Origin of the sequence: Levilactobacillus parabrevis ATCC 53295, from assembly GCF_001434055.1 — a bacterium.
Classification (GTDB): Bacteria; Bacillota; Bacilli; order Lactobacillales; family Lactobacillaceae; genus Levilactobacillus; species Levilactobacillus parabrevis.
The window spans coordinates 1-25,557 of the sequence record NZ_AZCZ01000030.1; the positions used below are offsets into that span (position 1 = coordinate 1).

General features: G+C 48.7%; 23 protein-coding genes. 8 read left to right on the forward strand and 15 right to left on the reverse strand.

The genetic code is table 11. The features are described 5' to 3' along the window. Positions 1-2,636 (reverse strand): type II CRISPR RNA-guided endonuclease Cas9 (gene cas9, locus FD07_RS08550; RefSeq protein ID WP_082601298.1); only part of this gene is annotated, 2,636 nt, incomplete at its 3' end. A 624-nt stretch (positions 2,637-3,260) separates the two neighbouring features. Between cas9 and FD07_RS08555 the strand changes: the two genes are divergently transcribed. Next, on the forward strand, positions 3,261-4,904 hold the full coding sequence (locus FD07_RS08555; RefSeq protein WP_020089863.1) for a peptide ABC transporter substrate-binding protein: 1,644 nt from the start codon (positions 3,261-3,263) through the stop codon (positions 4,902-4,904). A gap of 149 nt (positions 4,905-5,053) precedes the next feature. On the opposite strand, the gene FD07_RS08560 is transcribed toward FD07_RS08555, so the two are convergent. The 7 genes from FD07_RS08560 to FD07_RS08590 form a co-directional block, all read right to left on the reverse strand. Then, complete coding sequence (locus tag FD07_RS08560; RefSeq protein WP_020089864.1) at positions 5,054-5,557, reverse strand: hypothetical protein; 504 nt, start codon at positions 5,555-5,557, stop codon at positions 5,054-5,056. 21 nt (positions 5,558-5,578) lie between these two features. After that, the gene (locus tag FD07_RS08565; RefSeq protein WP_020089865.1) at positions 5,579-6,079 is read right to left on the reverse strand and encodes a hypothetical protein; all 501 of its coding nucleotides are present in this window, start codon (positions 6,077-6,079) and stop codon (positions 5,579-5,581) included. A gap of 266 nt (positions 6,080-6,345) precedes the next feature. Further along, positions 6,346-7,515, reverse strand: a complete 1,170-nt coding sequence (locus FD07_RS08570; protein ID WP_020089866.1) for an ROK family protein — start codon at positions 7,513-7,515, stop codon at positions 6,346-6,348. 187 nt (positions 7,516-7,702) lie between these two features. Then, positions 7,703-9,256: a glycoside hydrolase family 43 protein gene (locus FD07_RS08575; RefSeq protein ID WP_020089867.1), complete on the reverse strand. Its 1,554-nt coding sequence runs from the start codon at positions 9,254-9,256 to the stop codon at positions 7,703-7,705. Between the two features lie 14 nt (positions 9,257-9,270). Beyond that, complete coding sequence (locus FD07_RS08580) at positions 9,271-10,689, reverse strand: glycoside-pentoside-hexuronide (GPH):cation symporter (protein ID WP_020089868.1); 1,419 nt, start codon at positions 10,687-10,689, stop codon at positions 9,271-9,273. A gap of 517 nt (positions 10,690-11,206) precedes the next feature. Continuing rightward, on the reverse strand, positions 11,207-11,752 hold the full coding sequence (locus tag FD07_RS08585) for a phosphoribosyltransferase family protein (protein ID WP_020089869.1): 546 nt from the start codon (positions 11,750-11,752) through the stop codon (positions 11,207-11,209). After that, complete coding sequence (locus tag FD07_RS08590) at positions 11,753-12,829, reverse strand: guanine permease (RefSeq protein ID WP_020089870.1); 1,077 nt, start codon at positions 12,827-12,829, stop codon at positions 11,753-11,755. It lies immediately after the preceding gene. Between the two features lie 273 nt (positions 12,830-13,102). Here FD07_RS08590 and FD07_RS08595 point away from each other — a divergent pair, with 273 nt between their 5' ends. The 4 genes from FD07_RS08595 to FD07_RS08610 all read left to right on the forward strand — a co-directional run bounded on the left by FD07_RS08595 (position 13,103) and on the right by FD07_RS08610 (position 16,379). Further along, positions 13,103-13,522, forward strand: a complete 420-nt coding sequence (locus FD07_RS08595) for a MerR family transcriptional regulator (protein WP_020089871.1) — start codon at positions 13,103-13,105, stop codon at positions 13,520-13,522. Positions 13,523-13,685: 163 nt separating this feature from the next. Continuing rightward, positions 13,686-14,954 carry an MFS transporter gene (locus FD07_RS08600; protein ID WP_020089872.1) on the forward strand — a complete coding sequence of 423 codons (1,269 nt, stop codon included), beginning with the start codon at positions 13,686-13,688 and terminating at the stop codon, positions 14,952-14,954. Positions 14,955-15,058: 104 nt separating this feature from the next. Then, positions 15,059-15,625: a TetR/AcrR family transcriptional regulator gene (locus tag FD07_RS08605; RefSeq protein ID WP_020089873.1), complete on the forward strand. Its 567-nt coding sequence runs from the start codon at positions 15,059-15,061 to the stop codon at positions 15,623-15,625. A 76-nt stretch (positions 15,626-15,701) separates the two neighbouring features. Continuing rightward, positions 15,702-16,379, forward strand: coding sequence for a DUF4097 family beta strand repeat-containing protein (locus FD07_RS08610; protein WP_020089874.1), 678 nt, complete (start codon positions 15,702-15,704; stop codon positions 16,377-16,379). An 84-nt stretch (positions 16,380-16,463) separates the two neighbouring features. Here the strand turns inward: FD07_RS08610 and FD07_RS08615 are convergent, their stop codons facing one another. From FD07_RS08615 to FD07_RS08625, 3 genes are all read right to left on the reverse strand, one after another. Then, on the reverse strand, positions 16,464-17,651 hold the full coding sequence (locus tag FD07_RS08615) for an NADH-dependent flavin oxidoreductase (RefSeq protein ID WP_020089875.1): 1,188 nt from the start codon (positions 17,649-17,651) through the stop codon (positions 16,464-16,466). After that, complete coding sequence (locus tag FD07_RS08620) at positions 17,641-17,949, reverse strand: hypothetical protein (RefSeq protein WP_020089876.1); 309 nt, start codon at positions 17,947-17,949, stop codon at positions 17,641-17,643. Before FD07_RS08620 ends, FD07_RS08615 begins: the two co-directional genes overlap by 11 nt. Positions 17,950-18,026: 77 nt before the next feature. Next, positions 18,027-18,398, reverse strand: a complete 372-nt coding sequence (locus FD07_RS08625; RefSeq protein WP_020089877.1) for a winged helix-turn-helix transcriptional regulator — start codon at positions 18,396-18,398, stop codon at positions 18,027-18,029. A gap of 138 nt (positions 18,399-18,536) precedes the next feature. On the opposite strand from FD07_RS08625, the gene FD07_RS08630 reads away from it, so the two are divergent. Beyond that, positions 18,537-19,625: a S66 family peptidase gene (locus tag FD07_RS08630; RefSeq protein WP_020089878.1), complete on the forward strand. Its 1,089-nt coding sequence runs from the start codon at positions 18,537-18,539 to the stop codon at positions 19,623-19,625. 199 nt (positions 19,626-19,824) lie between these two features. Here FD07_RS08630 and FD07_RS08635 read toward each other — a convergent pair whose 3' ends face one another. Then, positions 19,825-20,802: a cation diffusion facilitator family transporter gene (locus FD07_RS08635; RefSeq protein WP_020089879.1), complete on the reverse strand. Its 978-nt coding sequence runs from the start codon at positions 20,800-20,802 to the stop codon at positions 19,825-19,827. 353 nt (positions 20,803-21,155) lie between these two features. Between FD07_RS08635 and FD07_RS08640 the strand changes: the two genes are divergently transcribed. Then, complete coding sequence (locus FD07_RS08640; RefSeq protein ID WP_020089880.1) at positions 21,156-22,328, forward strand: iron-containing alcohol dehydrogenase; 1,173 nt, start codon at positions 21,156-21,158, stop codon at positions 22,326-22,328. A gap of 112 nt (positions 22,329-22,440) precedes the next feature. On the opposite strand, the gene FD07_RS08645 is transcribed toward FD07_RS08640, so the two are convergent. Beyond that, a complete protein-coding gene (locus tag FD07_RS08645) occupies positions 22,441-23,067 on the reverse strand; it encodes a GyrI-like domain-containing protein (RefSeq protein ID WP_020089881.1) in 627 nt (208 codons plus the stop codon). Positions 23,068-23,174: 107 nt separating this feature from the next. Beyond that, positions 23,175-23,645, reverse strand: a complete 471-nt coding sequence (locus FD07_RS08650; protein WP_020089882.1) for a GyrI-like domain-containing protein — start codon at positions 23,643-23,645, stop codon at positions 23,175-23,177. An 84-nt stretch (positions 23,646-23,729) separates the two neighbouring features. On the opposite strand from FD07_RS08650, the gene FD07_RS08655 reads away from it, so the two are divergent. Next, positions 23,730-24,692, forward strand: a complete 963-nt coding sequence (locus FD07_RS08655) for a helix-turn-helix transcriptional regulator (RefSeq protein ID WP_020089883.1) — start codon at positions 23,730-23,732, stop codon at positions 24,690-24,692. On the opposite strand, the gene FD07_RS08660 is transcribed toward FD07_RS08655, so the two are convergent. Next, positions 24,681-25,454, reverse strand: coding sequence for an SDR family oxidoreductase (locus FD07_RS08660; RefSeq protein ID WP_020089884.1), 774 nt, complete (start codon positions 25,452-25,454; stop codon positions 24,681-24,683). The genes FD07_RS08655 and FD07_RS08660 overlap by 12 nt on opposite strands. Positions 25,455-25,557: the final 103 nt, after the last annotated feature.

The following is a 25,557-nucleotide window of genomic DNA, read 5'->3' on the forward strand; positions in this document are numbered from 1 at the left end:
CTAACTTGATTATAAAATTCGCCATCATCTTTAATCTTTGATTGTGGAATAATATGATCCACTTGATAAGAAGACAGCTCATCAAAATTGAGCGATTCATTTATTCCATATAGGTCTTGCCCATTCTGCATAAAATAAAGTGTCATTTTTTCTGTCAATTTTCTTTTATTTTTATCATTAGCAAAGGGCTCCAACTGTTTTTTAACAACATCATCAACAATATTTTTAGCTGTTGCCTTATAAGTATCCAACAACGTTTTTGCTCTTTTTTGGGAACGCTTGGGGTCAATATCAGGATCACGAGCAGCTTCAACAAAAATCCATTTAGGTTTCTTTCCCATTGCCTTCTCAATGTCTCGAACAACCCCAAGAACCTCACGAATTCCTTTTTTGACACTTGGAGATGTATACAGATTATCAATAATATCCGAGATTCCCAATTCTTGATGACTTTTTATATATTGCTCGTTCATGCTCTCAATCTGCTGTGCGTAAACTTTTTCATTGATAATCGCCATAAAGTTACGTCCACTTTGCCATCTCAGTTGATCAATAATAGATCTACCCGAATTATCAACCAGACCCGTTAATAACTTCCTTGAGAAACGTCCCCAACCGGCTAACGGAACCTTAGCCAACTGATTTTTCTCATCAGTTGATAACCAATTGATTTGATCTATTTGTTGACGCAACATGTCATTCTTCAGTAAACTCGTCCAATTAATAATTTTTTCCAAATCTTCTCGATATTCTGGTCTATCAACTTTATTACCCAAAATCTTTCTATACGCATAATGTGTGGTCAGACCACTAGTGAAATGCTTAGGATCTGAAAGCCCCGAAATATCTATTTCCCCAGTTTTCTCAAAATAACCTTTCGCCACTAAGAACTCTTTAAATTCTTTAACTGAGACGCTCTTTTTATTCTTGAATAATCCTTCAAGTACCGCTTCTTTTTGTTCTCGTAAAATATGGCGCTTATTAATTCTTATATTATTTAATTCATTAAGAACCATATATTCTTGATACAGTAAGCTACATTTTGGCAAGACTTCTTCACCCAATAAATAAGTATCCGGGGTCTTCATTCGTTGAATGAATCTAATCGCCGATTTTGTCTGATCAACTTTTTTATTGAAGTTCCAAATATTAACAGTACCGGGTTGTTTCCGTACCATCCACGAAAAATGAGATCCAGAGTTTTTAGTCTGTGCCTTCGCAGTTATGAGAGGACCTACAAAATATGGAATGTGAAAGCTAACCAATTCGTCGAGCTTATACTGCTGATTCATAACATCTTCCATCACTGGATTAGGTGTCATTAACCATGGATAATATTTTCCCTGATTTTCAATGATTTTATCAAGTTCCCCCTGATGAATCTGATATGGGATAGAACCATTTTGACTGGTTCTTTGCTTGGGTAAAAATATTTCTTGTTCAATCCAATCTGCAATTTTTTTAGCATTATCATCCTGACCAATATCAGGCTTTATAATTTTCTTAATAGCACCGTAAAAATAATCTTGCGTATTTTTAGTTGTCGAATTTTGATTATTTAAATAGTCTGCATACTTTCCCAAAATTTCATTTTTTTCTGTTAGTGTTTTCTCTCCCGCATATTTTTTGAGGATTCTAAGCTGACTTCGATGAAGATTATATTTTTCAACCATGCTTGCAGAAAATCCCTCTTCGTTGGGAATCAACCGCGTTAAGCTAATTGCATTGTATACACCTAGACACTCTTCTAGCATTTGAATATCATCATCATTTAGCGTACTCTCTAATCTTTCTCGGTCGTCTTCAAGATTATTCAAACTAAAACTCCAGTCAGACTCCTTTTGAACATCAGAACCGACACCGGATAAAATATTCATCTTAGCTTTATATCCTACAAGAAGGTTAGCTACAGCATCACGTATATTCTTATCAATTTTAGCTTTCTGTGGCCCACCCTTTAAAAATTCGCTTAGCTCTTTCTTTCGATCCATTGCCTTATTTCCGCTAAGCATAATATCTTTAAATTTAGAAATATCATCATCGTTATCAGGCAACAATTCAACAATATCTAGTCTTTTCCCAAAATATTCATTCAATGCCCTGAAGCTGTCCACATACTGGAAACTTTTGAAGTTAAAATCTTGTGGATTCTTATTACCCATCAAGAAGTTCCCGCGATATTTAACAATATGGTGCATAGCTAAATACACTTCACGAATATCAAACTGCTTGTCTTCCGTCATCAGCTTCCATCGCAAATGATAGATCGTTGGGTAGGCCTTTTGATATTCCTTATCTTGCTTAAGACTAAAAAGACGGAACTTCTTTTGAAATCTGATATCATCTTTATGAATGCTTGACTGATGTAAACGTTCAAAAAAAGTCGGATCTACTTGTAAAATATTTGAATTAACCTTGAAGTAATCCTCCAACAATCTTAAGCGTGCCCGACGACGCTTATATCTACGTCGTGCAATCCGTAGCAATCTGGTCTGAACAGCTTTGACAGCAGTTCTAAACTTACGTACACCCAGGCCATATTGGTGCCTAACTTGAATCATTCTTCCTGTACTATCAACAACACACCAGCCTACACTGTTTGATCCTATATCTAAACCAACTCCATAATCTTCCATACAGGAATTCCCCCTTAATTCATCTAAACGATATACAACAATATTCCAGCAGATACCCTCATTTTATGCTGACTTATCCGCAATGTCTACACATTTTCAAATAGTTAATTATTTATATGCCATATTAAAATAAAGATATTCAAGTGCCTCGTTTTACCCTGCATAGATATCCAATAAATTAATGTGAAATCCATGATAGAAATAATTATATTTACTCAGTATTGACCAACTTCCTTCTATATACGTCACGCAAGCCCCGTCACCAAGCCTTTTAATTTCCCAGAATCTTTCTGTTGACATCTCCCCCGCCAGCGACTATTATTAGAGCCAAGTTAGAAATACATGAACGCATCACCAGGAAGAGTAGTCGTTCCCGCTAAGTTTAGAGACCACTGGTAGCTGAAAAGGTGGCTTACAACGGAACCGCGAAGATGAGCCTGGTAGCTAACAATTGGTGAAAGCTGATTGTTCGATTTGAAGCCCGTTACCGCTTCCGACTTTTGGCAACAGAAGTTACGGAGATGGTGGGTGTGAGCCCCCCATGAAACAAGGTGGTACCGCGAGTGAAATCGTCCTTATGTAAATTACATAAGGACGATTTTATTTTTTAGGAGATGTTTTGGGATGAAGAAAAAGGGAACTATTTTAACCGTAGCCGCACTGAGCCTCTTAACGTTAGCAGGTTGTGGGAGCCAAGCCAGCAGTAGTAACTCCAGTCACAAGTACGCCGCCAAACAGGAATTGAACTGGACCGAATCTTCCGAACTGGCCAGCTCCGACCTCGCACAAGCCACGGACACATTGAGCTTCACCGTTCTGCAAAACACGCAGGAAGGTCTCTACCGCCTCAATAGCAAGGGCACACCAGCCAACGCCCTCGCTACCAACACCAAAGTCACCAACGGCGGCAAGACTTACACCTTCAACCTCCGCAAGGACGCCAAGTGGTCCAACGGCGATCCCGTGACCGCCAAAGATTTCGTTTACTCCTGGCAACGGACGCTAGCGCCGAAGACCGCTTCACAAGATGCCTTCTACCTCTATCAGGTCAAGAACGCCGAGGCCGTTAACAAGGGCAAGAAGTCTCTGAGCGCCTTGGGCATCAAAGCTGATGGCAAATACAAACTGACCGTGCAACTCACCAAGCCCGTTTCCTACTTCAAGAAACTCCTCGCTTGGCCACTCTTCTACCCGGTTAACCAAAATGCCGTTAACAAGTACGGCAAAAAGTACGGGACCAGTTCCGCCACAACGGTCTACAATGGCCCCTTCCGTTTGACCGATTGGAACGGAACCGGCAAGACCTGGACACTGGCCAAGAACAAGACTTACTGGGACAAGAAGGCCGTTCACCTGACCAAGATCAACGAGCAAGTCACCGAATCCACCACGACCAGCTACAACCTCTATAACGCCAAGAAGACTGACGAGACGCTGCTGAGTGGTCAACAGATCAAGAATAACAAGAACAGCAAGGACTTCGTCAAACGACTCCCTACCGGTTCCCAACGACTCGATCTGAACCAAAAGAAAGTCACCGCCTTCAAGAACGCCAACGTTCGCAAAGCCTTCTCCTTAGCCATCGACCGTAGCCAACTGGTCAACGATGTTTTGCAAGACGGCTCAGTTGCCTCTAAAGGATTTGTTCCCGGCGGCATGGGCAACAACCCCAAGACGGGTGAGGCCTTCAACAAAGAAGCCTACGTTAAGTCCGGCGTCTCCTACGACCTCAAACAAGCTAAGAGTCTGCTGGCCAAGGGTCTGAAGCAGACCGGCGATAAGCAACTCAACGTCACCCTCTCCGTTTCCGATACCGACACCAACAAGCAGACCGCAGAATTCCTGCAAAGTGCCTTGGAGAAGCTGCCAAACGTCAAGGTAACCATCAAGACGGTACCTTACGTGCAACTGATCACCCAGCAAAACAACGGGAACTACGAGTTAACGTTAGCCGGCTGGCAATCCGTCTTCGCTGACCCCATCAACTTCCTGGACGTCTTCGAATCCGATTCCAGCTACAACACGACTGGTTGGAAGAACACCGAATTCGATAAGCTCCTCGACGAAGCCGAAAACCAAGATGGGAATCAACCCGCAACACGGTGGGCAAAATTGGTCAAAGCTGAAAAGGTCCTGATCAACGACCAAGGCACGATTCCACTGTACCAAGCTGCTAAGTCCCAACTGTTACGGAGCAACGTTAAGAGCATCGTTTACAACGGTGCCGGGGTCCCTTACGACTTCAAGACGACTTACATTGCCAAGTAACTAGCAACTGCCAAGCGACTTAGGTTGTTTCATAAGAATCATTATATATAGAAGAAACCAGGTTCCAACCAGCGTTTGAAGTGCGCGCGGTTGAAACCTGGTTTTCGTTTTCGATTTATTTAAACTTCTGGGAATGACCGTGCCTAACCTTACTCATCCGTTGGAATGTAATCCTGAAAGTCCCAGCCCCAAGCATGCGCCCGCACTGGTTGGCGGAAGGCATAGACGGCATCCGCTTCGCCCCAGACGTTCAGCGCCTGCGTCCGTTTACCATTGACCTTGACCGTCGTTAACTGCAACGCATTCAAGTCATCCATGAAGGCTTCGGAATTCAACTCGTAGTAGGCTCGATGATGTTTATCGGTCCGCTGCTTATAGGTCACAAGCGACCTTTCACCCCACTGCCAGTCTAGTCGGCTGAGATTGGACTTGGTTGTCTGTAAGTAGTTATAATCCATCCGGTTACTGGTAAACCGTAGCTTGACGGCATAATACGTTCTCACATGGCCGATCTTTTCCGAGCAAACGTAGCCGTACCAGTTGCCCCGATAACTTTTGGGAAGCTTACTCTTGGCCTGGGCCGTCACGCTACCGGCAAAAATTGCCACGACCAACCCCGCCAGTTCCAACATTAATTGTTGTGTCTTTTTCATAATAGCCAACTCCCTCCCCGTTTAGTCGTAAAGCTCCAACGAATCCTCATAGCCAATACCCCACGGGTGGCTGCGTAACGGTTTGCGGAAGAGGTAGAGGTTCTCGTAGCCTTCATTTAAGATCAACGCCTGCTTACTGGAGCCCGTCCCGGTGACCGTCCCCAGTCGAATCTTAGCGACCGCATCATCTTCCTCAATAGGCAAATAAATTTTGTAGATCTGACGATTTTTCTTATCTTTCTTAGCCTTATATATAGCCAACGAAGACGCACCCCAGGTCCACTTGAAATTCTTGAAGCGGGCATTCGTCGTTGTTAGATAATCAAACGAAATCCGCTTCGACTTGACCGTGATTTTACTGAAATCATAATGACGCACGTGATGGCTCTTTTCCGAACTTATGTAGCCGTACCACGTCCCCTGATACTGGATTGGCAACGCATCTGCTTGGGCCGGCACCGTCAGTAGTGCCCCACCCAGCAAGATACCCACTAAGCCAAAGAGAAATCCTTTCCCACACATCGGCATCCCCTACTTTCCGAAATAATTGTTACCGAAACTAACTATCCTAAATATAAGTCAACAAGGTAAATTAAACAAGCTGTTTTTGGTCTGAGCAGCTGGATAAATTACCGGTCTGACGTCACTTTTATCATTTGATTTATCCAAATTACATAATATGTCTCTTCCAATATAAAAAACGGGTGTCAACCGCGGCTGCAGCTAACACCCAATTCTTTTTTAATCTACGTTAAAGGCTGACCATTCGTCCAACTTTTACCAACACTTTAATTATCCGTATAGTCCCAGAAGTGCAACTTCACTCCAGTCAGCCCCAGCACGGTATGGCTGGTCAAAGCCGCTCCGCCTAGCAGGGTAGCCAACTGGATATTCGGAATCAACTTCACCGGAATATCATAGCCCGACAACCGCTTGAAGTAGTTGCGGACCTGAGGAATAGCACTGGGAATCTGGTGCAGGAGTGGCGAATTCAGGTAGAAGACATCGGGATCGAGCATCCCTACCACATTATTCAGAATGCCAGCGATACCGTTCGCAAATTGCGACAGCACCGTGATCACCTCGGCATTGTGGTCGGCATATAGTTTAGAAATTTCATCTAACGACATGTCCGCCTTCCCCAGCAAGTCGCTGATCTGATGAATCACGGCATACTCGGAGTAGACATCCTGATATGTCACCTGGCTGCGACTGTTATTGATGGAGAACGCCGGCATAACAATATTGTGGCCGAGATTCCCCACCCGACCTTGCGACCCCCGGTAGAGCTTGTTCTCCAAAATAAAACCAGCCGCAATTCCCTGATGGATGCTCAGTGTCACCGTGTTCTCCAGGCCAAACTCCTCCACAAAGTCGCGGGAGTAGATGGCGGAGAGGTTTGCCTCATTTTCTAACAAGATTGGCACCCCATATTTCGCGAAATAGGCCTTGAGGTCCAAGTCGCCGAGGTTCAGGAAGGACTCCTGAACTTGCGTGCCGTTGGTAATCCCGTGGATGGCAAAACAGATGCCCACCAAGCCACGTGTCGTGCCGGGAATCGCCGTGAAGTGGCCAATCAAGTCGTCCAAAGTGGCCGCCAAATCCGTGATTGCCGTAGTCGTGACCTGCTGGAACTGTAGCGTCTCGCCGTCCAAGTAGCAGGCCAGCGCCCGAATCACCTGAGAGTCCAGCTCGACCGTCAACGTATAGCCGTAGCGCCGGTTGATTTCAATCAACGTAGGCTTCCGACCACCATTTGAAGACGCCGACCCGGAACCAATCTCAGAGACGACACCCTGATCCTGCATCTCACTACACAGCAGCGACACGGTGGCCTTATTCAGACCCAGGTCACGGGCAATCGCCGACCGCGACGTTGCGCGGTGATTGAAAATGTACTCAACAATTCTTTGATAGTTGTAATCATGTGAATTACTTCGACTCGCTGATTCCGCCACAACGTCCACTCCCGACTAATTTTTCACAAATTCACGTGTGTACCAAAAGTTTAACACACTCTGCTAAGAGCACTAAACGATTCTTTCTTTTCATTTTGTCGTGCGCTGCCCCACCCCAGTGAAGACCAATGCCAGCGGCGAAAAATGATCTAACCCCTATGTGAGATTAGACCATTTTTCACCAAGCTTACCGCGTCACATCGTACGTGAAATCAGTAAACGTTGCCTGAGTACTGTTACGTTTGTACATATCAATGACGTCTAAACCAATGAAGTTCCCAGTATAGCCACCGGACAGGAAGCTAACATCCATCGCACCCAGCGAGGTCTGCTTGACCCCATCGTTGACGATGAATTCGGCTTGCGATTCGTTGATCTGAATGCTGAAGTTATACGTCCCGTCGCCACTAACCGGAATCTTGGCAACCTGTTCAAACTCCCCAGCAATTGAGCGGTGGAGAATGACACATGGCTTGTCATTTTCATCCAGCGTGACCATCAACAGTACGTAGTTATCCAGGTCAAGGTACAGCGTCATTCCCGCCATCTGCAGGTAGCTCTCTGGCTTATACTGCATCTGAACAGCAGCTCGGCAGTAGAAGTCCACTTGCCGAGTAGCAATCAGATGCTGGTCAAACGCCGACTGGGGCGACTGGCCACCAGCAAGTGTTAACCCGGACTTACTTGGCTGTAACCACGCCTTGTTCGGGAATTGCCGCAACGTGTTCCAGTACTCCGTGTTCAGGTGGTCACCCGTCAGGCTATCGCTAAAACTGTGACTCTGAATCGGCGTACTGTCCACGCCAGCTGGTGCCGGCGCTTCCAGGCTAGGATGATTGCCACCGCTTGCCAACCGCAACCAACCATCATCGGTCCAAACGACCTTTTGAATGGCAGTTTCACGACCCAGAACGGGGTCATCACCCTTGAGCGGCCGAGTGCACAGGTGCGCCATGTACCACTCGTGATTGGGTGTTTCGGTGATGCTGGCGTGCCCGGCACACTGCAATGGCAGGATGGGATCGTTAGCCGACGTCAACATTGGGTTCTGTGGATCGACCTCGTAAGGTCCCCAAACGTTGCGACTCCGCGCTACCGTTTCCTGGTGACCGGCTTCCGTCCCACCTTCGGCACACAACAGGTAGTAATACCCGTCGTGCTTGTAGATCTGGGGAGCCTCCGTCTTCCGGGCAGCCGTTCCTTTGAAGATCACCCGTGGCTTGCCTTGGAGTTCCAAGGTATCGGCATCGATCTTCTGGGCCACGATTCCTGCAGACTTGTTATGCGTCGACAGCCGATAATCCCAAATTTCATTCAGGAAGTAGGCTTGCCCATCGTCATCGAAGAAGATCGACGGGTCGAAACCAGAACTGTTGATGTAAACGGGTTCGCTCCACGGCCCGTGGATGTCATCGGCCGTGACAATGTAGTTGTCAGCGTCCTTGTACGGCACCTTGGTCGCATTAACATTGGTGTAAACAATGTAGTATTTACCGTTGTGGTAACTGGCGAACGGCCCCCAGATGGAGCAGCCGGTCGGGTTTCCTTGCAAATTAATGTTGTTACCTGGTTGGAGCACTGACGTTTCGTAGGTCCAGTTGACCAAGTTATCCGAGGAATAGACCCGGATACCGGGCAACCACTCAAAGGTCGAGACCACAATGTAGTATTTATCTTTGACACGAAAGAGTACGGGATCGGGATTGAACCCGGTCAGGACAGGATTTTGAATATTTCTCATATGGCAACTAGCTCCTATTTTTCTTCGTTGGCAGCGGCTTCTTCGGCTAATTCCTTAGCGTTCCGTTCCTTCAATTCAGCAGAAATCCGCTTGTAGGTTTCCTTATCCAAATTGTAGAACTTCATGGAGAAGATAGCGATGAAGTAAATGATAATAGGCACAATTGTCGTGGCAATAACGATTCCGTGTAAGGCACCAGCAGTTTGATGCTGCGTCGTGGCCACGTAACCGGTAGCGGAAAGTACCAGGCCGGGAATCATCCCACCTAAGGCGTTCCCACATTTGAACACGAAACCGATGATGGCGTAGATGACACCACCCATCCGTTTGTTCGTCTTGTATTCACCATATTCAACCGTTTCTGGAATCAAGGCCCACATGTAAGCGGAAATCATCCCGTTACCAACTGAGGCGATCCCACGAGAAATGAAGATCCAAACGATCCATTCTGGTCTAGCAAAGAACAGACCAACCATCCCGATAATGTCGGCAGCCACGGAAACAATGATCAATTGGAACTTGGTCATATGGTTGGCTAACCAAGGAATAGCTGGAATAAAGGCCAAGGCTGGTAAGGTCCCGGCTAAGGAGTACCACTTAACCAAGTCGGCACGGCCAACGTAGTAAGTGACGTAGTAGATCCCAGTAGAACTAACGATGGACTTAACCCCATAGATAACAAAGAAGAAGATACACAAGATGACCAAGGGACGGTTATGTAATAATTGTTCGAAGACATCTTTAACCTTGATCTTCGTATGTGCAGCTGGTACCTTAACCCGTTCGTTAGTGGAGAAGAAACAACCCCAGAGTAACAGGCCACCCATGACACCCATGATGACCATGGTCAATTGCCAACCTTTGGCAGCGCCCATGCTCTTCGTAAAGAGATCGGCCAAGAATGGCACGAAGAACGCCACGATAACTTGACCAACGTTGGCCAGGAAGGTCCGGTACGTCGTTAAACTAACGGATTCTTGTTGGTCGTTGGTCATGGCGGACGTTAAACTCCCATAAGGGACATTGACGAACGTGTAGCAAACGGACAACAGAATGTAAGTCACGTAGGCGTAAGCTAATTTACCCACACCGCCGAAACTTGGTACCGTGAAACAGAGAACAGCTAAGATGGCAAATGGAATCGCGCCATATAGCAGGAATGGCCGGTACTTCCCCCAGCGGGTATTCGACTTATCAACGAAGAATCCAATGATGGGATCACTGAACGCATCAATAAACCGGACCACCAAGAACAGTAATGAAGCGGCACCAGCTGACAATCCAAAGACATCGGTGTAAAAGAAGAGTAAGTAACTGGATAAACTTGCATAAATTAAATTACAGGCAAAATCACCAAGTCCAAACCCAACCTTTTCACCCACACCAATCTGACCAATTGGCCTGATTGTGCGTTTTGGTTGCGCATTTTCCATGAATGAGGCATCTCCTTCAACTATAAATTTAAAATATTAAACTAACCACCTCGAAGTATATCAGGAAGCGATTTCAATTCAAGAGGTCGAAGGCGTTGCCTATGCCAGTTTCAGTTTAGCTATTCAATTATGAAAACGCTTTTCAAAAGAGATTGTTCCCCATTGTGCCAATTAATGCCTTTTGTGAAAAATATTTTATGAAAGTTTTGTAAATCATGATTTTAAATGTTATTTTAAGAAAATAAACTAATCGGGGGATATGAACGATTTGCTAACTGCTATTGGTGCCGATCCCTGCTGTGACAGCGTTTATCGTGACAACCCATTTTCCTTAGTAAATGAAAGCAACCAACTTAACGCGTAAATCCCGCTCCAGCTAACCACCGGAGTGACGGCCATTCCACCATATTTTCCATTTAACGCGCTTACATCGACAACAACGACCGGTGCTTTTCATCATGCTCGGCACCGGTCGTTGTCTTTTATCAGGTTTGTTTAATTTTTATATCAAAACAGATTATCGTGGAAACAGAGGTAACTCTGCTAAAAATTCAATGTCTGGCCGATCAACCGCATCACCCTCAGCCAAAATGGCCAACTGGCCCACGACCGTCGCCCCAGCCTTCTCGATCAAGGCTTGAGCTGCCGCAAGTGAGCCACCACTGCTGATAACGTCGTCGACAATGACGACCCGTTTAGCAACTAGCTTATCCGCATCAGTCCCATCAAGTACCAATTGCTGTGGTGCACTGGTCGTGATTGCCTTCACCGGCACCGTCAATGGTGCCACCATGTAGTCCTTCACGTTCTTCCGCAACACCACAAACTGGGGGTGATTCGTAACGCGACTCAGTTCCTGCGCCAACGGAATCCCTTTGCTTTCCAATGTGACGAAATAATCGAACTCAGCCGGTACGCGTTTAGCCAGGGCCTGTGCCGCATAATCTGTCAATTCAGCATCACCCAGCAATACGAAGGACGCAATCGCTGTGGTGTCACTGATCGGCATAATCGGCAGGCGCCGGGTTAATGGCCCAATCTTAATCTCAAAAGTTTTCAACATTTAGACCCCCAGTCCCAAGAGTGGCAAACAGAATTTCAGAATTGCGCCCGCTAACAGTCCAGCGAAGGGATCGGCCACCGCTGTGATCACCAACGTAATCGCCGCGATAGTCGCCGTAGGTCCTTGTAGAGCCATGCCGGCGTTGACTGGAAAAATAACGACCGTCCCCAGAATAAACAGGAAGCCGGCAATTGAAGCGCTCGGCACGTATTTGCCCAATTTAGGTAGCCAGCCCACGGCCAGGATTGCCGCCATAATCAGCATCATCATGATACCGGCAACGACTGGCTCAGGCGCGCTGGCCGTTGCTGAGATAATAGCTTCAACCGGAGCACCACCCAATAGACTGGTCCCCATATCAGCGATTGATTGCGTAATCGTCAGTAGGTTTAAATCAACTGGATTGGGCTTCTGACCCGTCATTTGGCCGGTAATCAAGCCGTAAGAAATGTTGGCGCCGATATTCAAACATGCCAGACTTAGTGCCCCGCGGACCACGCGCACGTTGACTGTCGGCTTGGTGAAAACGAACCGCCGTGCCGTCACGTGTTCTGGTAATTCTGCGCGATAGTGCTGGATAAAGACGGCGGCGAGGCTGGAGCCAACCACCGAAACGACGATGGTCCACACCAAGTCCTTGGTAATCAGGTAAGTCACAGCGGCCAGTGCCACCGATAGCCACCCGGTCAGCCGTTCGGTCTTCGCCATCCCCAGGGCAATCTTAGCCAGCATGATTCCCACTCCGGCCATCATCCCCGCCATGATGCCGTTGCCAAGAACGTCGACAATCTTAGTGAGCGTTCCCGTGACCCCAATCAGTAACATCACGATGGACCCGCCCAAGATAATCGAGGTTCGTTCGCGCAAGTCTCGTCCCAGCTTACCGGTTAGGGCCAATGACTCCGCCTGAAACGATAACGGCGCAACGGAACTAAAGGCTCCGTTGACCGCTGAAGCAAAAATAAAAGAAAACATCGTTGGAAAAATTGCAAAACCGAGCGACATCGCCATAATTCCCTGCGGAATGCCGTTTAACACTACCCCGATGGCCGCTAACAAATCGGCTACCCAGTGCATAATCATTTCCTCCCCACTAGAAACGGTTTATTCGTATTTCTTCACCATCATACGGTATATACCGATTCAAGTCCACCTTTATTTTTCTTTTTACGAATAATAAATATAAAAATCGTTATTAAATTCGTGTATAGTTAAAGTTCACGACTACTTGTCAGCCGATTGGTCACGCCCCACAACCACAAATGCTTGCGCTTGCCACCACTTTACCGTATGATAATGTTCAATTGCTTCGAGTTACTCGAAAGCCAATCTCGTCGGGAGGAAATCAAAATGTCTTATACCATTCACGAAGTCGCCGAAAAGATGGGGATTTCCACTTACAGTATCCGTTACTACCATGAATATGGTATGTTGCCATTTGTCCAGCGTGACGCCCATAATAACCGGGTCTTTGAGGATAGTGATCTCGAATGGCTCAACATCATCGTTTGCTTACGGGCAACTGGGATGTCGGTCGAACGGATCAAACACTACCTCGACCTCGCGCAAGACGGCGCCGACACCGTTCCAGAACGCTACGAGATGATGAAGGAACAGCAAGCACAGACCTTGCAAGAGATTCAGAACCTCCAACAACATCTCGCTACGATCAATTTCAAAGTCGCGCATTATGCCAAATTAATGGAGAATCATGAACCCGATAGCTTCTTGCCCTCCGATTTACAACGGAAAACCGCAGTTAACCAATAATTTCATTTCATCCCAACCGCTAGGCCCACGTCTAGCGGCTTTTTTAGTGCTTAAACCAGGTAGTTTCCCGGCTTCAAGCCATAATTCTTGACCCCCCCTTAACCAATATGCTAATCTAAAAACCCTGTGAAATTATTACATTGTTTATAAGGGGGGCTCATTCATGGAAACGACCCTATTGCCGCACTGGCGGCGTAACATTTATTTCTTCTTAACCAGTCAGTTTCTGTCAGGCATCACCAGCATGGTCGTCCAATACGCCATCATCTGGTACTTAACCAAGCAGACTGGCTCGGCGACCGTCCTTAGTCTAGCAACCTTATTGGGCATGCTACCCATGGTTTTACTTAGTCCATTCGTTGGTCCATTCGTCGATCGGCTCAACAAGAAACTCCTGCTGATTGTTCCGGACGTCGTTGCCGCTGCATTTGCCATTATCCTTTCCGTCGTGGGGACGCTACAGGACGCCTTCCCACTATGGCTGATCTTCATCTCGCTCTTGGTGCGGGCCATCGCACAAACTTTCCAAATGCCCACCATTCAGTCGATCATGCCGACCATGGTGCCAACCGAGCAGCTGACCAAGCTCAACGGTCAACTCGGCATGGTGCAATCAGCCAATATGATCATCGCACCGGCGTTAGGCGCTTTTCTCTTTGCACTAATTCCCCTGAACTTCCTGATCCTACTGGACGTCCTCGGTGCTGTCATCGGAATTAGCCTGCTCCTATTCGTCAAAATTCCCGAACATCCCGTGATCGATGAACCCGTTCACATCTTGGGAGACGCTAAATTTGGCCTAGATAAGCTTCGACACACTCGTGGCTTGTGGGCCATCACCATTGTTGGCGCCATTTTCACGCTGCTCTTCATGCCCGCGGCTAGCCTCTATCCGCTAATGACCATGGGCTACTTTCACGGTAGCGTTGGTCAAGCCGGTCTCATCGAGGTCGTCTATTCCGTTGGTATGCTACTGGGCGGCACCATTATCGGGGTATTTGGCAATTGGCGCGACCGCATGCCGCCCATTCTGTGGGCCATGGCTGCCATGGGAGTAACCTTCGGCGCAAGTGGTTTTCTCCCCGGCAACCATACTGGTTTCATCTGGTTCGTTGGCCTAAACACTTTAGCCGGTATCGCCACACCATTCTATAGCACGTTGCTAATGGCTATGATCCAGCAAAGCTTTCCACCAGCACAACTTGGCCGAATTCTTGGCGTTCTCAACTCCATCATGAGTATCACCGGACCAGTCGGCTTAATCTTCGCCGGCCCACTCGCTGATATGATTGGTGTAGAAAAACTGTTTATCATCGGTGGTGTTGGCTCATTGGTCTGCGGTCTCTTGATGTGGCTGCTTCCCAGTACCTGTCGCTACGACGTCAAGCTGCAAGCACACGCCCAACCCGAGCTCACTGATACCGTTAATTAACCCCAACCTGGCCATCCCGTTTCAACGGATGGTCTTTTTTATCTTGACAAAATGAATGAATAATTATAATATTCATTCATAAGCAAACGAAAGGAACCTAACCGATGGAAGAAAAACAGGAACGCCTCTTCACCGCCGCTCACAATTTATTTCTAAATCAAGGGTTCAAACGGACCAGCATCGCTGAAATCGCCAGTCAAGCCGGTGTAGCGGTCGGTACCTTCTATAATTTCTATCAGTCCAAATCAGACATCTTCGTCCAAGTCTACAACGCCGAGAACGAACGAGCTAAGGGCCAAATTCTGGCTGCCGTCGACCTCGATGTGGCCCCTACAGACCTAGTCAAAACGGTCCTTCATCAGATTTTTACCCACTCCGCCGACAATCAGATTCTGCAGGAGTGGTTCACCAATCCCAAGCTTAACGCACTGATTGCCCGCAACAACCAGAGTGCCGTCGAGGAAAGTCTGGTCTACGCTACCCTCATGCACCTGATCGATCGCTGGCAGGACCGTGGTCTTCTTAAAGACGGCCTCTCCAAGGACCGCGTTATCAGTCTATTTAACGCGCTGACCGTAGTCGATTTCCACCAGAGTGAGATTCAAACGGATGACTACTACCAGCTGCTGAACGATCTAATTTCCGGAATTTTATTGTTTATTCTAAAATAGCCCAACCGGTTATTTTTTTACACCAAAATGAATGAATTAACATAATATTCATTCAATCCAAAGGAGCGTATCATTCATGAAAAAGCTATTCTGGCTGCTACTGGCCATCGTCATTATTCTCGGCACCCTAGTTCTCTGGCTCACCACCAGCAATCGGCGATTTAACGTCAGTACCGGTCGTCTTAGCCAATTAACCACTCAAAACAGGTCATTTGATACCCAACCACAGACGGTCCATCTCGTCCTGCGAACTGCTCAACTGAAGATTAAATCAGGCAATCACTATCAGTTAACAGCACGCCATGTCAGCAGTGACCAATTCAAGCTGACTCACTCAAACGGCGTCCTCTCAATCACTGAAGCCAATGCCAAACACCATCAGCTCGAAATCGGTAAGACGCCTGTCCTCACGCTAACCGTGCCGACTAAGGTTGAACAGTTAACGGTCGACCAACTCAACGGAACATTAGCGCTCAACGATCTTACTGTGGGTATGCTGACCCTTCACCACCGCAATGGGACGACTAAGGCAACCAACCTCACCGTCACCCGCGGCGGTGAGCTCATCAAACAGAATGGCCGAACCGACCTGCGACGGCTCACTAGTGATGGTCTCAGCATCGCCATTAAGACCGGGCAGTTCAAACTAAACGGGATAAAACGTGCCAGCAACCAGCAAACCTACACGCAAGCCGGCAATCATCCCCTGACCATTAAGAGTGGTACAGGACAGGTGCGCGTAACGACCAACTAACAACAAGAAGGGTGCCGAGACCAGTCGTCTCAGCACCCTTCTATTACATGTCATTAGCTAGCCGCAACGAACGCCGCCGGCTGCCTACATTTTCTTTTCAAACCCTTCCATCGGTGCCGCCTGATTCTGATAATCGGCCGCAGCTTCAGGATCCGTGGTAAAGTGCATCACGGAATAAAAGGCCCCGTTCAAGTAATCCTGCATAGCACGTGGAATCTTCAGCTCAGCCATTTCGGACGGGGAGAGTTGGTAGCGAATACTGGCTTCATCCCCGTCAGCAACCTTTTCCATCCATTGGGGTTCACGAATCATTTCGCGGCCCATGGCAACCAAGTCAGTTCCCATATCCAAGACAGCGTCGGCATCCGCTGGTGTTTCCACGGAACCGACCCCGATCAATGGCTTGCGACCAGCTAGCTGTGCCACTAATTTCGCAATGATCGGCTCGTGATCGGACTTGTCATTCAGCGACGTCCGGTGAGCCGAACCCATCGACGTGTGGACGTAATCCACTGCGGAATCTCCCAGCATATCCACGAAAGCCAAGGTGTCCGCCAAGCGGATACCGGGCGTCTCAATCTCTTCTGGTGAAATCCGGTAACCCAGTAGGAATGGCCGATCGGCGTACTGATCAATGGCAGTGTGGGCACTGGCGATGACGGCCTTGGCAAATGCCATGCGATCATCACGGTTGCCACCCCACTTGTCAGTCCGCTGGTTGGAATTAGGAGAGAAGAACTGTTGCAGCAAGTAAGTGTTGGCTCCGTGAAGTTCGACCCCGTCAAAACCAGCAGCAATCGCCCGTCGCGTAGCATCCCCAAAGGCTGTAATGATGTCATCGATCTCATCGGCGGTCAGTTCCCGCGGTGTCTGGGAGTCAGCTGGATAAGCGGCCTTAATCGCGCTGGCACTGACGGGTTGGTTGCCTCGCAGAATCTGGTCGTTAGACTTACGGCCAGCGTGGAAGATCTGGAGCACGGCCTTGGTCCCGTTACGTTTCATGGCGTGGGCCAGTTCACTCAGGCCGGCAATATCCCCGTCATTAGCAATCGACAGTTCACCTTCAAATCCCTTGCCACTCGCAATCACGTTGGCCACTTCGCCAATGATCATGCCCAAGCCACCGGAACGAGCGCCATAAAAGGCGATTTCGTCGTTTGTCACGTGGCCATCATAGAAGCTAGACATCGTGGTCGTTGGTGACATGACCATCCGATTTTTCAGTGTGATGCCGTTCTTAAAGGTATAAGGTGCCATAAACTTATGTGTCATTAGAATTTCCACCTTTCTGAGTTGCGTTACAGGTTTGAATTGCGTTTAAAATGGGCCGGAGTGTTTCCCCCGCGGCGGTCAACGACCAGCACCATTGTTTCATGTGAAACATCACGAGTTGGTGGCGCTGGAGCTGCAATAAACCGAGCCAACACCGCCAATGCTGCCAAATGGGAATCTGCCGTGACAACATTCCCGGCGATTGGGGCGCTTCAGCCAGGAGTAACAGAACCTGCCACTGCAAGGGCTGGGTCACAATTGCTCGCGTGGCTTCTAGGCCACGAATCGTGGGTTCCATGGAACCACCTCCTCAACATCACCTAGCATAAGGGCTTACTGAGCATAAAAAAAGAAGGCACTTTGAAGTGCCTCCCACTAATTTTGCAATAATTTAGCAAACCCATCATGATCGTTTTGAATTTCCATCTCCGGCACCTGACTGGCCCGCTGCTCACCCCACAGCGACATCTGCACCAAGATTTGGCCCAGCGAACGCCCCAAATCTGTCAGCTCGTAGACTACCTTAAAGGGTGCCCGGTCACCGTACACCAGTCGCTTGATGATGCCATCGTCTTCAAGTTCTCGCAGCTGTTGCGTCAGAACTTTTTGCGAGATCGCCGGCAACTCTTGGCGGAGATCACACGTCCGCTGTGGCCGGTTGCCCAAATGGCAGAGCAGTTGGGGCTTCCACTTACCACTAATAACACCTAAAGTAGCTTCAACCCCATTATTATATGACTTCTTCACGTGATGACCTCCCAGCGTTTTTTCCTATCTTACCGCAATAGACGCTTTTGGGGGAGTAGGCACCTTTTGGTAACCATGGAAATTCTCTCTTAAAAGGCGTAGAATAACGATAATTTTATTCGTTGAGGAGGTCTGCTCATGCTCAAACCTTATCCGTTAAACATCGGCGATCACATTGCCATTGTCAGCCTCTCCAGTGGTGTTCTGGGCGAGAATTTCGCCGCCCACGAGCTCGCTCGCGGCCAACAACGCCTGCGAGAACTGGGACTCATCCCGGTCACCATGCCTAACGCGCTCAAGGGTCTCGACTATCTTGAAGCACACCCGGAAGCCCGCGCCGCCGACCTGAAAATGGCCTTCACCAATCCCCAAATCAAGGGAATCATCTGTGCCATCGGTGGGATCGATACCTACCGCCTAGCCCCCTACTTACTGGACGATCCGGAATTCATTGCAGCCGTTCAGACGCACCCCAAACTATTCACTGGATTTTCAGACACCACCGTCGACCACTTGATGCTGTATCGATTGGGCCTCACGACTTACTATGGACCGAATCTGCTGAACGACTTAGCCGAATTGGGACCGGAACTGCTGCCTTACACGCGACAGACGTTAGCCCATTACTTCCAGAACCCAGCCACCACGGCAATTACCAGCAGTTCCATTTGGTACGAGGAGCGCACTGACTTTTCGCCAGCCGCACTGGACACACCACGGCGTAGTCATCCTGAGACTCGTGGCTACGAGGTGCTTCGCGGAACGGGCCACGTCACGGGTCGCCTCCTGGGTGGCTGTATCGACAGTCTCAACAGCTTGCTGACGGACACCCGCTACCCCGACGAGCCAGTGATTGCCCGGAAATACGGCTTGTTGCCGGCCCCCGATACCTGGCGTGACAAGATTCTCTTCCTAGAAACCAGTGAGGAGCAACCGACGCCGGCCGCCTACCAAACGATGCTACAAAATCTCAAGGATGTTGGTATCCTTGGTAACGTTCGTGCCATTATCACCGGTAAACCACAGAACGAGCGCTACTATGACGCCTATTGCCAGGCCCTGCTGACCACGACTAGCGACCTAAATACGCCCATCATGACCAACTTCAATTTTGGTCACGCCTATCCCCGAACCGCCCTGCCCTATGGCCTGACGGCGGAATTGGACTGCACGGCGAAGGCGTTAACGGTGACGGAGCCCTTCTTTGCGGGAGCTGTTACGGAATAATTAACGAGCTTGTGCGGAATGGCTCTCACATTTGACAGTAATATCAAGGCTCATATAACTATTAATTATATATTAATAATTATATGAGCCTTCTACTTACTAATTTCTGGTCACCTGTAAACTGAAACCTAAACTAAAAGTTTTTCCAAATAAAAGGGCACTCAGCCAATCGACCGAGTGCCCTTCCTCATATCATTATCTAACTTGCCGGTACCGCCATCACGTCGGTATCCACAATTCCAAACTGCAAGCGCATCGCCGTCTCAATTTCTTCCCCTAAACGGTAGCTGTCCTGGACTTCCATGTGCGGGTCGACCGCAATCACCAATTCCAGCGTCACCACGTTCCCGTTGTAGTGGGCCTTCAATTCCAGAACCCGTTCGACCTCTGGAAAATCCTCAGCGGCTTGCCGAAACCGGTCTTCGACTTGGGGATCGAAGTAGTCAGCCAAGTTCAGACTACTCTCGCGAAAGATCTTAATTCCCGAGGCGAGCAGAAAGAACCCAACTAGAATACTGGCCATGCCATCCAACCAACTCAGCTTGAAGAACAGTGCACCGCCAATGGCCACCATCGTCCCCAGACTGGTTACGGCATCACTCAAACTATCCTGAGCAGCGGCCGTCAACGCCGCATTCTGAAGCTTTCGACCTGCTCGCCGGTTCAGCCACCAGACTCCCAGCATGATGACCGTCGCAATCCCGGCTCCAATCAGCGTGATTGCTCGGGGAATCTCCTGCGTATCCGTATGCATCAGACTCTTGATCCCGGAAAAGATAACACTAGCGGCAATGACGATCATTACTAATCCGGTAATCAGGGTGAAGACGGTCTCGTAGTGAAACCGCGTCAGCTGCAGACGCTGGCCACTATTTTCAAAATCCTCTGGCAATGGTTGCCCCATCAGATCATCGTCGTGAATATCCCGAGCAATGTAGAGGCCAACCATTAAGAGGACGGACGCAATGATTCCTGACAAATTATTAAACGCATCCGCCCGCAACGTCTGCGAGTGCCCGATGATGGCGAGATAAAATTCAATCACCGAAATTGCCAGGTACGCCCCAACATTTAACACCAAATGTCGCTGGGCACCCTTCAATTTCGCCAGTTCAGTCTGTTGGCGAGCGTGCCACACAGCCTGCTCACTACGGCGATGCGCATCCAAATCCTTCATACCCATTCCTTCTCACCTGCTAAGATACTTTCATTATAACCATCTTGATGAAAGAAACATGCCCCTGGCGAATTTGTTTTGCCAAATAGGTACTTAACCATCAGCTGTTTTTGTGTTGACTAGTCAACTTGTTAGCTTTTTCATTATCACAAAATACCGCTAGATAGTCATAATTTTATTTTTATTACGTATTCGTAAATCGCCCATCTGTCAACATTTAATCCGGTTGCACACCCCTCGTAAATGACAAAATGGGCGAAACCTATTGCAAACTGTAATCACCTAAGTTATAATTACTTTGTGAAATTGGTACTAAGGATTTTCAAAACTTCTGAAAGAGGGAAAATTGAATTATGGCTGAACGTAGTTATGACTTTCTTATGCCCAGTGTCAACTTTTTTGGCCCTGGCGTAATTAGCAAGATTGGTGAACGTGCAAAGATGTTAGGGATGAAGAAGCCCGTCATCGTGACTGGGAAGATTCTCGAAAGCATGGAAAATGGTGCCGTTCAACAAACCATTGCTTCTCTTGAAGCGGCTGGTGTGGACTACGTTATTTACGATAACGTTGAACCCAACCCAAAGATCCGGAATATCAAAGAAGTTAAGAAACTTTATGAAGAAGCTGAAGCCGACTCCATCATCACCATTGGTGGGGGCTCCGCTCACGATACTGGTAAGGGTGCTGGTGACATTTTGACCAACGGCGACGACATTACCAAGTTAGCCGGGATCGAAACGCTCGACCACGCCTTACCACCACTGATTGCCGTTAACACGACTGCCGGGACTGGTTCCGAATTGACCCGTCACGCCGTTATCACAAACGAAGAAACCCACTTGAAGTTCGTGGTCGTTTCATGGCGGAACATTCCGTTGGTTTCCTTCAACGACCCTACTCTGATGCTCGACATTCCTAAGAACTTGACTGCCGCAACTGGGATGGACGCCTTCGTCCAAGCCATCGAACCATACGTGTCCGTTGACCACAACCCAATCACCGACTCACAATGTATCGAAGCCATCAAGTTGATTGAAGGTTCCTTACGTGAATCCGTTGCTAACGGTCACAACCTAGATGCTCGGACCAAGATGGTCGAAGCTGAAATGTTAGCCGGGATGGCCTTCAACAACGCCAACTTAGGTTACGTTCACGCCATGGCTCACCAACTCGGTGGCCAATACGATGCCCCACACGGTGTTTGCTGTGCATTGCTCTTGCCTTACGTTGAACAATACAACATCATCGCTTGCCCAGAACGTTTCGCCCAATTGGCTGAAATCATGGGTGAAGACACCACTGGTTTGTCCACGCGTGACGCCGCTGAATTGTCCATCAAGGCCATGAAGCAAATGTCACAAGATGTTGGTATTCCAACTTCCATCAAGGAAATCGGTGCTAAGCCAGAAGACTTCGAACTGATGGCCGAAAATGCCTTGAAGGACGGGAACGCCTTCTCTAACCCTCGCAAGGGAACTAAGGAAGACATCATCAAGATCTTCCAAGCTGCCTACGACGCTGAATAAAAAGTAATCGTTGATTGCGGGAAGCCGCCACTTCCTGTAGTCGGTTGAAAACTATTAGTTAACACGACGAAAAGGATCATCTCACTGAGATGGTCCTTTTTGCTGTCTCTGATTATTGCGGAGCAACCCGATATCGGAGTACCGTCTTCGCCTTTTCCGGTGCCGTCCGACGAGTATCGGTCAGATAGATTTCACGGTGCCAGTAGTCGCCCATCGTGGGAATCACCTTGAGCTTCTGGTCAGCCAATACCTGCTGTAGCTGAGCAAACGTGACCGGCTCGTCATCAAACGGTCCCTGATGAATCGTCTGGAGGACTTGGCCCTCTTCATAGGTCTCCCACTTCAGCGCCGTCAACCAGGGATTCTGCTTTTTCGCCTGGACCCGCGCCAGACTCGCCTGAAAATCGACGGCCGTCAGTCGGTCCGGTTGCCGGAGCATAATCTTATAGCGTAGCGCAGACTTATTCAGTTCCGCCCCACGTGACCCATCGTCGGTGGTCCAAACGCCTTCCAATGGATACACGGTATATTCGTAAGGCGTTCCCAAATCACCGCGTTTCAACGCCATCCGCAGATCATAGGCCACAGGATAGAGTGCCCCAATCTGCTCGCTAAATTGCGGTTGATTGGGATCACCCGTCCCCGCCAAGGTGATAAAATTCAGCTTGGGCAACGTCAATAATGTTGGTCTCTTAGGAAGATACCAGTCCTTTTCGACCTTACGCCATTCATGTTTCACGTGAAACAACCTCCTTTGCCAAAAAGAGCTTGAGACAGAATCTCAGACCCTAACGCTGTTCAATTTTATACGGACAAAAGATAGCTACCTTTTGTCCCGCTCTCATATTACTTTTCAACCAATGGAACGAGCATCTCGCCATGAACGCCGTCAGCGTCGGTACCCGTGACATAAGACGTGTTGGGCCCACCAACGTAGGCGTAATCAGTCAATTGTGGCAGGATTTCACCGAAAGCCGGTCCTTCCAGAGCATTGTACAGGCCCATCTGGTCCGCCGCCGTCCCCTTGATCACCAGGTACTTGCCGGCTGGAAATGCAATCAGTCGTTGACCATCAGCGACCACCGTGTCGGCCGCAACTTCGCGGCCGGCGTAGTAACAGAACTTACCATTGACGGCTTCATTGACGGCAAAGGGGTAGTCATTCACGCCGACTAAACTGTCCAGAGCGTGCTCGGCATTAATTTTCTGCCAAAAGACCGCCTTCTGTTGACCCATTTCTGGAAAACCGCCAGTAAGAACCGTACCAATCCCTAATACCGTGAATGCTGCTTTCGTTTCAATTGTGTAATCTGCCATATTGTTGTAGCCTCCTTAAGATGATAGACTCAGTATACGGTCTAATAGTTTCAAAAACTGACACTGTTAGGAGAAAAATTACTCATGAACAAAACTGATCGTATCAATACCATGATGCGCTACATCAATAACCGCCAATACTTTACAATTCGCGAACTGATGACTCAATTTAATGTTTCACGCAGTACCGTCATCCGCGACCTCAATACCATCCAGGAATTGGGTATGCCGCTGACGGCAAGTGTCGGCCGAGACGGCGGCTACGCGGTCTTACAGAACCAATTACTACCGGCCGTCCAGTTCAACAGCGAAGAGCTCAAGGCCCTGTTCGTCAGTTTTCTGGCGACTCTCAATACCCAACTGCCCTACCTGCAGAACCGCAATACCCTAACGGAAAAGCTGGTGGCAATTGCCTCTCAGGCCCAGCAGGACAACCTACTCACGCTGCAGGAACTTCTAGTCTTTGACCATACCAATCCCCGCAACCCCAAGCTGACTGAGCTCACCGACTACGCGCCAGCCCTACTGAAGCCCTTACTGAATGCCTGTCTGACAACGCGACAACTCATCCTGACTACCGCGACCACAACCCAGACCGTCTGGATCCGCCACGTCTTCAGCCGCCAAGCCAACTGGTACGTGGACGCCTGGGATCTGACCGGCCACCGCTTAGTCCAAATTGCCATCGATCGGCTGACAGCTGTGGCACCCGTCGCCCAGGAGGAGATCCTCCAACCCGCAGCCATCGAAGCCGCCATCAAACAAGCCCAGCCGCAGCCCAACGTGAAATTGACTTTAGACGCTGATGCCATTCAACAGTGGCACAACCATCCCCATCCAACCGCGGCGTTGCAGTATCAGGATGCCTTTCAACAAACGGCAATTCTGGAATGCCGGGTGGCACCAACCGACCTGCAACAGCTCACCGATTTTAGCCGGTGGTACCTATACTTAGGCGCCGGTGCCTGCATAGTGCAAGCCCCGACGCCTCTGATTACTATTTTAAAACAAACCGCGCAGCGTTTACTCGCGCAATTACCGCAGTAGGTACCCGCCATCGACCGGTACCATGACCCCGGTCACGTAATCTGAAGCGTGGCTGGCCAAGAAAATCATGGGACCCATCAGATCAGCCGGAACACCCCAGTCCCCACTTGGAATATGGGCGGCAATTTCTGGCCCACGAACGGGATCTTCTTGCAGCGCCTTCGTCATGTCGGTACTAATGTAACCGGGTGCTAACCCATTTACTTGGACGTTATCCTTAGCTAAGGCATCGGCATACGCCCGCGTCAAACCTAACACAGCGTGCTTGCTGGCCGTGTAGGGGAAGATATATTTCCCAGCCCGGTAAGACAGCATGGACCCAATGTTGATGATCTTCCCGTGCTTCTGCTTGGTCAAGACCTTGGCAGCGGCGTGCGACAGGTAATAGGTGGCGTTCAGGTTAATATCGATGACCTTCTGCCAATCCTCATCCTTGTAGTCGAGCACATCATTTCTGATAATGACCCCGGCATTGTTGACCAGAATATCAAAGTGGTCAAATTCCTTGAGGGTGGCGGCGATGATCTGGTCAGCCGCGCCCGGTGCGGTCACGTCTTGCTGGAAGAAACCAACACGTTGACCGTTCTTCTCAACGACCTGACGGATCTCATCCCAGCCATTCTGCGTGCGACTCACGACCATTACATCGGCACCGTACAGGGACAGTGCCGTGGTGTAGAACTTACCGAGCCCCCGGGCACCACCGGTAACGATGGCGACCTGACCCTTTAATGAAAAACTATCACGATTAAAATCTGACATGCAATTCACTCCTTAGTAATGCGCTTTCATTTTTAATTTTATCACCGTTTCCTGAAAACAGGAAAGGATTGGTCAGACCTGTTCGTCTGCCACCAATCCTCTC

Coding starts and splice junctions, on each gene's coding strand:
- FD07_RS08565 (WP_020089865.1), bottom strand. CDS start 6,079: ATGTGTGGGAAAGGATTTCTCTTTGGCTTAGTGGGTATCTTGCTGGGT.
- FD07_RS08610 (WP_020089874.1), top strand. CDS start 15,702: ATGAAAAAGCTATTCTGGCTGCTACTGGCCATCGTCATTATTCTCGGC.
- FD07_RS08595 (WP_020089871.1), top strand. CDS start 13,103: ATGTCTTATACCATTCACGAAGTCGCCGAAAAGATGGGGATTTCCACT.
- FD07_RS08640 (WP_020089880.1), top strand. CDS start 21,156: ATGGCTGAACGTAGTTATGACTTTCTTATGCCCAGTGTCAACTTTTTT.
- FD07_RS08615 (WP_020089875.1), bottom strand. CDS start 17,651: ATGACACATAAGTTTATGGCACCTTATACCTTTAAGAACGGCATCACA.
- FD07_RS08635 (WP_020089879.1), bottom strand. CDS start 20,802: ATGAAGGATTTGGATGCGCATCGCCGTAGTGAGCAGGCTGTGTGGCAC.
- FD07_RS08560 (WP_020089864.1), bottom strand. CDS start 5,557: ATGAAAAAGACACAACAATTAATGTTGGAACTGGCGGGGTTGGTCGTG.
- FD07_RS08555 (WP_020089863.1), top strand. CDS start 3,261: ATGAAGAAAAAGGGAACTATTTTAACCGTAGCCGCACTGAGCCTCTTA.
- FD07_RS08620 (WP_020089876.1), bottom strand. CDS start 17,949: ATGGAACCCACGATTCGTGGCCTAGAAGCCACGCGAGCAATTGTGACC.
- FD07_RS08650 (WP_020089882.1), bottom strand. CDS start 23,645: ATGGCAGATTACACAATTGAAACGAAAGCAGCATTCACGGTATTAGGG.
- FD07_RS08580 (WP_020089868.1), bottom strand. CDS start 10,689: ATGGAAAATGCGCAACCAAAACGCACAATCAGGCCAATTGGTCAGATT.
- FD07_RS08660 (WP_020089884.1), bottom strand. CDS start 25,454: ATGTCAGATTTTAATCGTGATAGTTTTTCATTAAAGGGTCAGGTCGCC.
- FD07_RS08585 (WP_020089869.1), bottom strand. CDS start 11,752: ATGTTGAAAACTTTTGAGATTAAGATTGGGCCATTAACCCGGCGCCTG.
- FD07_RS08575 (WP_020089867.1), bottom strand. CDS start 9,256: ATGAGAAATATTCAAAATCCTGTCCTGACCGGGTTCAATCCCGATCCC.
- FD07_RS08590 (WP_020089870.1), bottom strand. CDS start 12,829: ATGCACTGGGTAGCCGATTTGTTAGCGGCCATCGGGGTAGTGTTAAAC.
- FD07_RS08655 (WP_020089883.1), top strand. CDS start 23,730: ATGAACAAAACTGATCGTATCAATACCATGATGCGCTACATCAATAAC.
- FD07_RS08605 (WP_020089873.1), top strand. CDS start 15,059: ATGGAAGAAAAACAGGAACGCCTCTTCACCGCCGCTCACAATTTATTT.
- FD07_RS08630 (WP_020089878.1), top strand. CDS start 18,537: ATGCTCAAACCTTATCCGTTAAACATCGGCGATCACATTGCCATTGTC.
- FD07_RS08600 (WP_020089872.1), top strand. CDS start 13,686: ATGGAAACGACCCTATTGCCGCACTGGCGGCGTAACATTTATTTCTTC.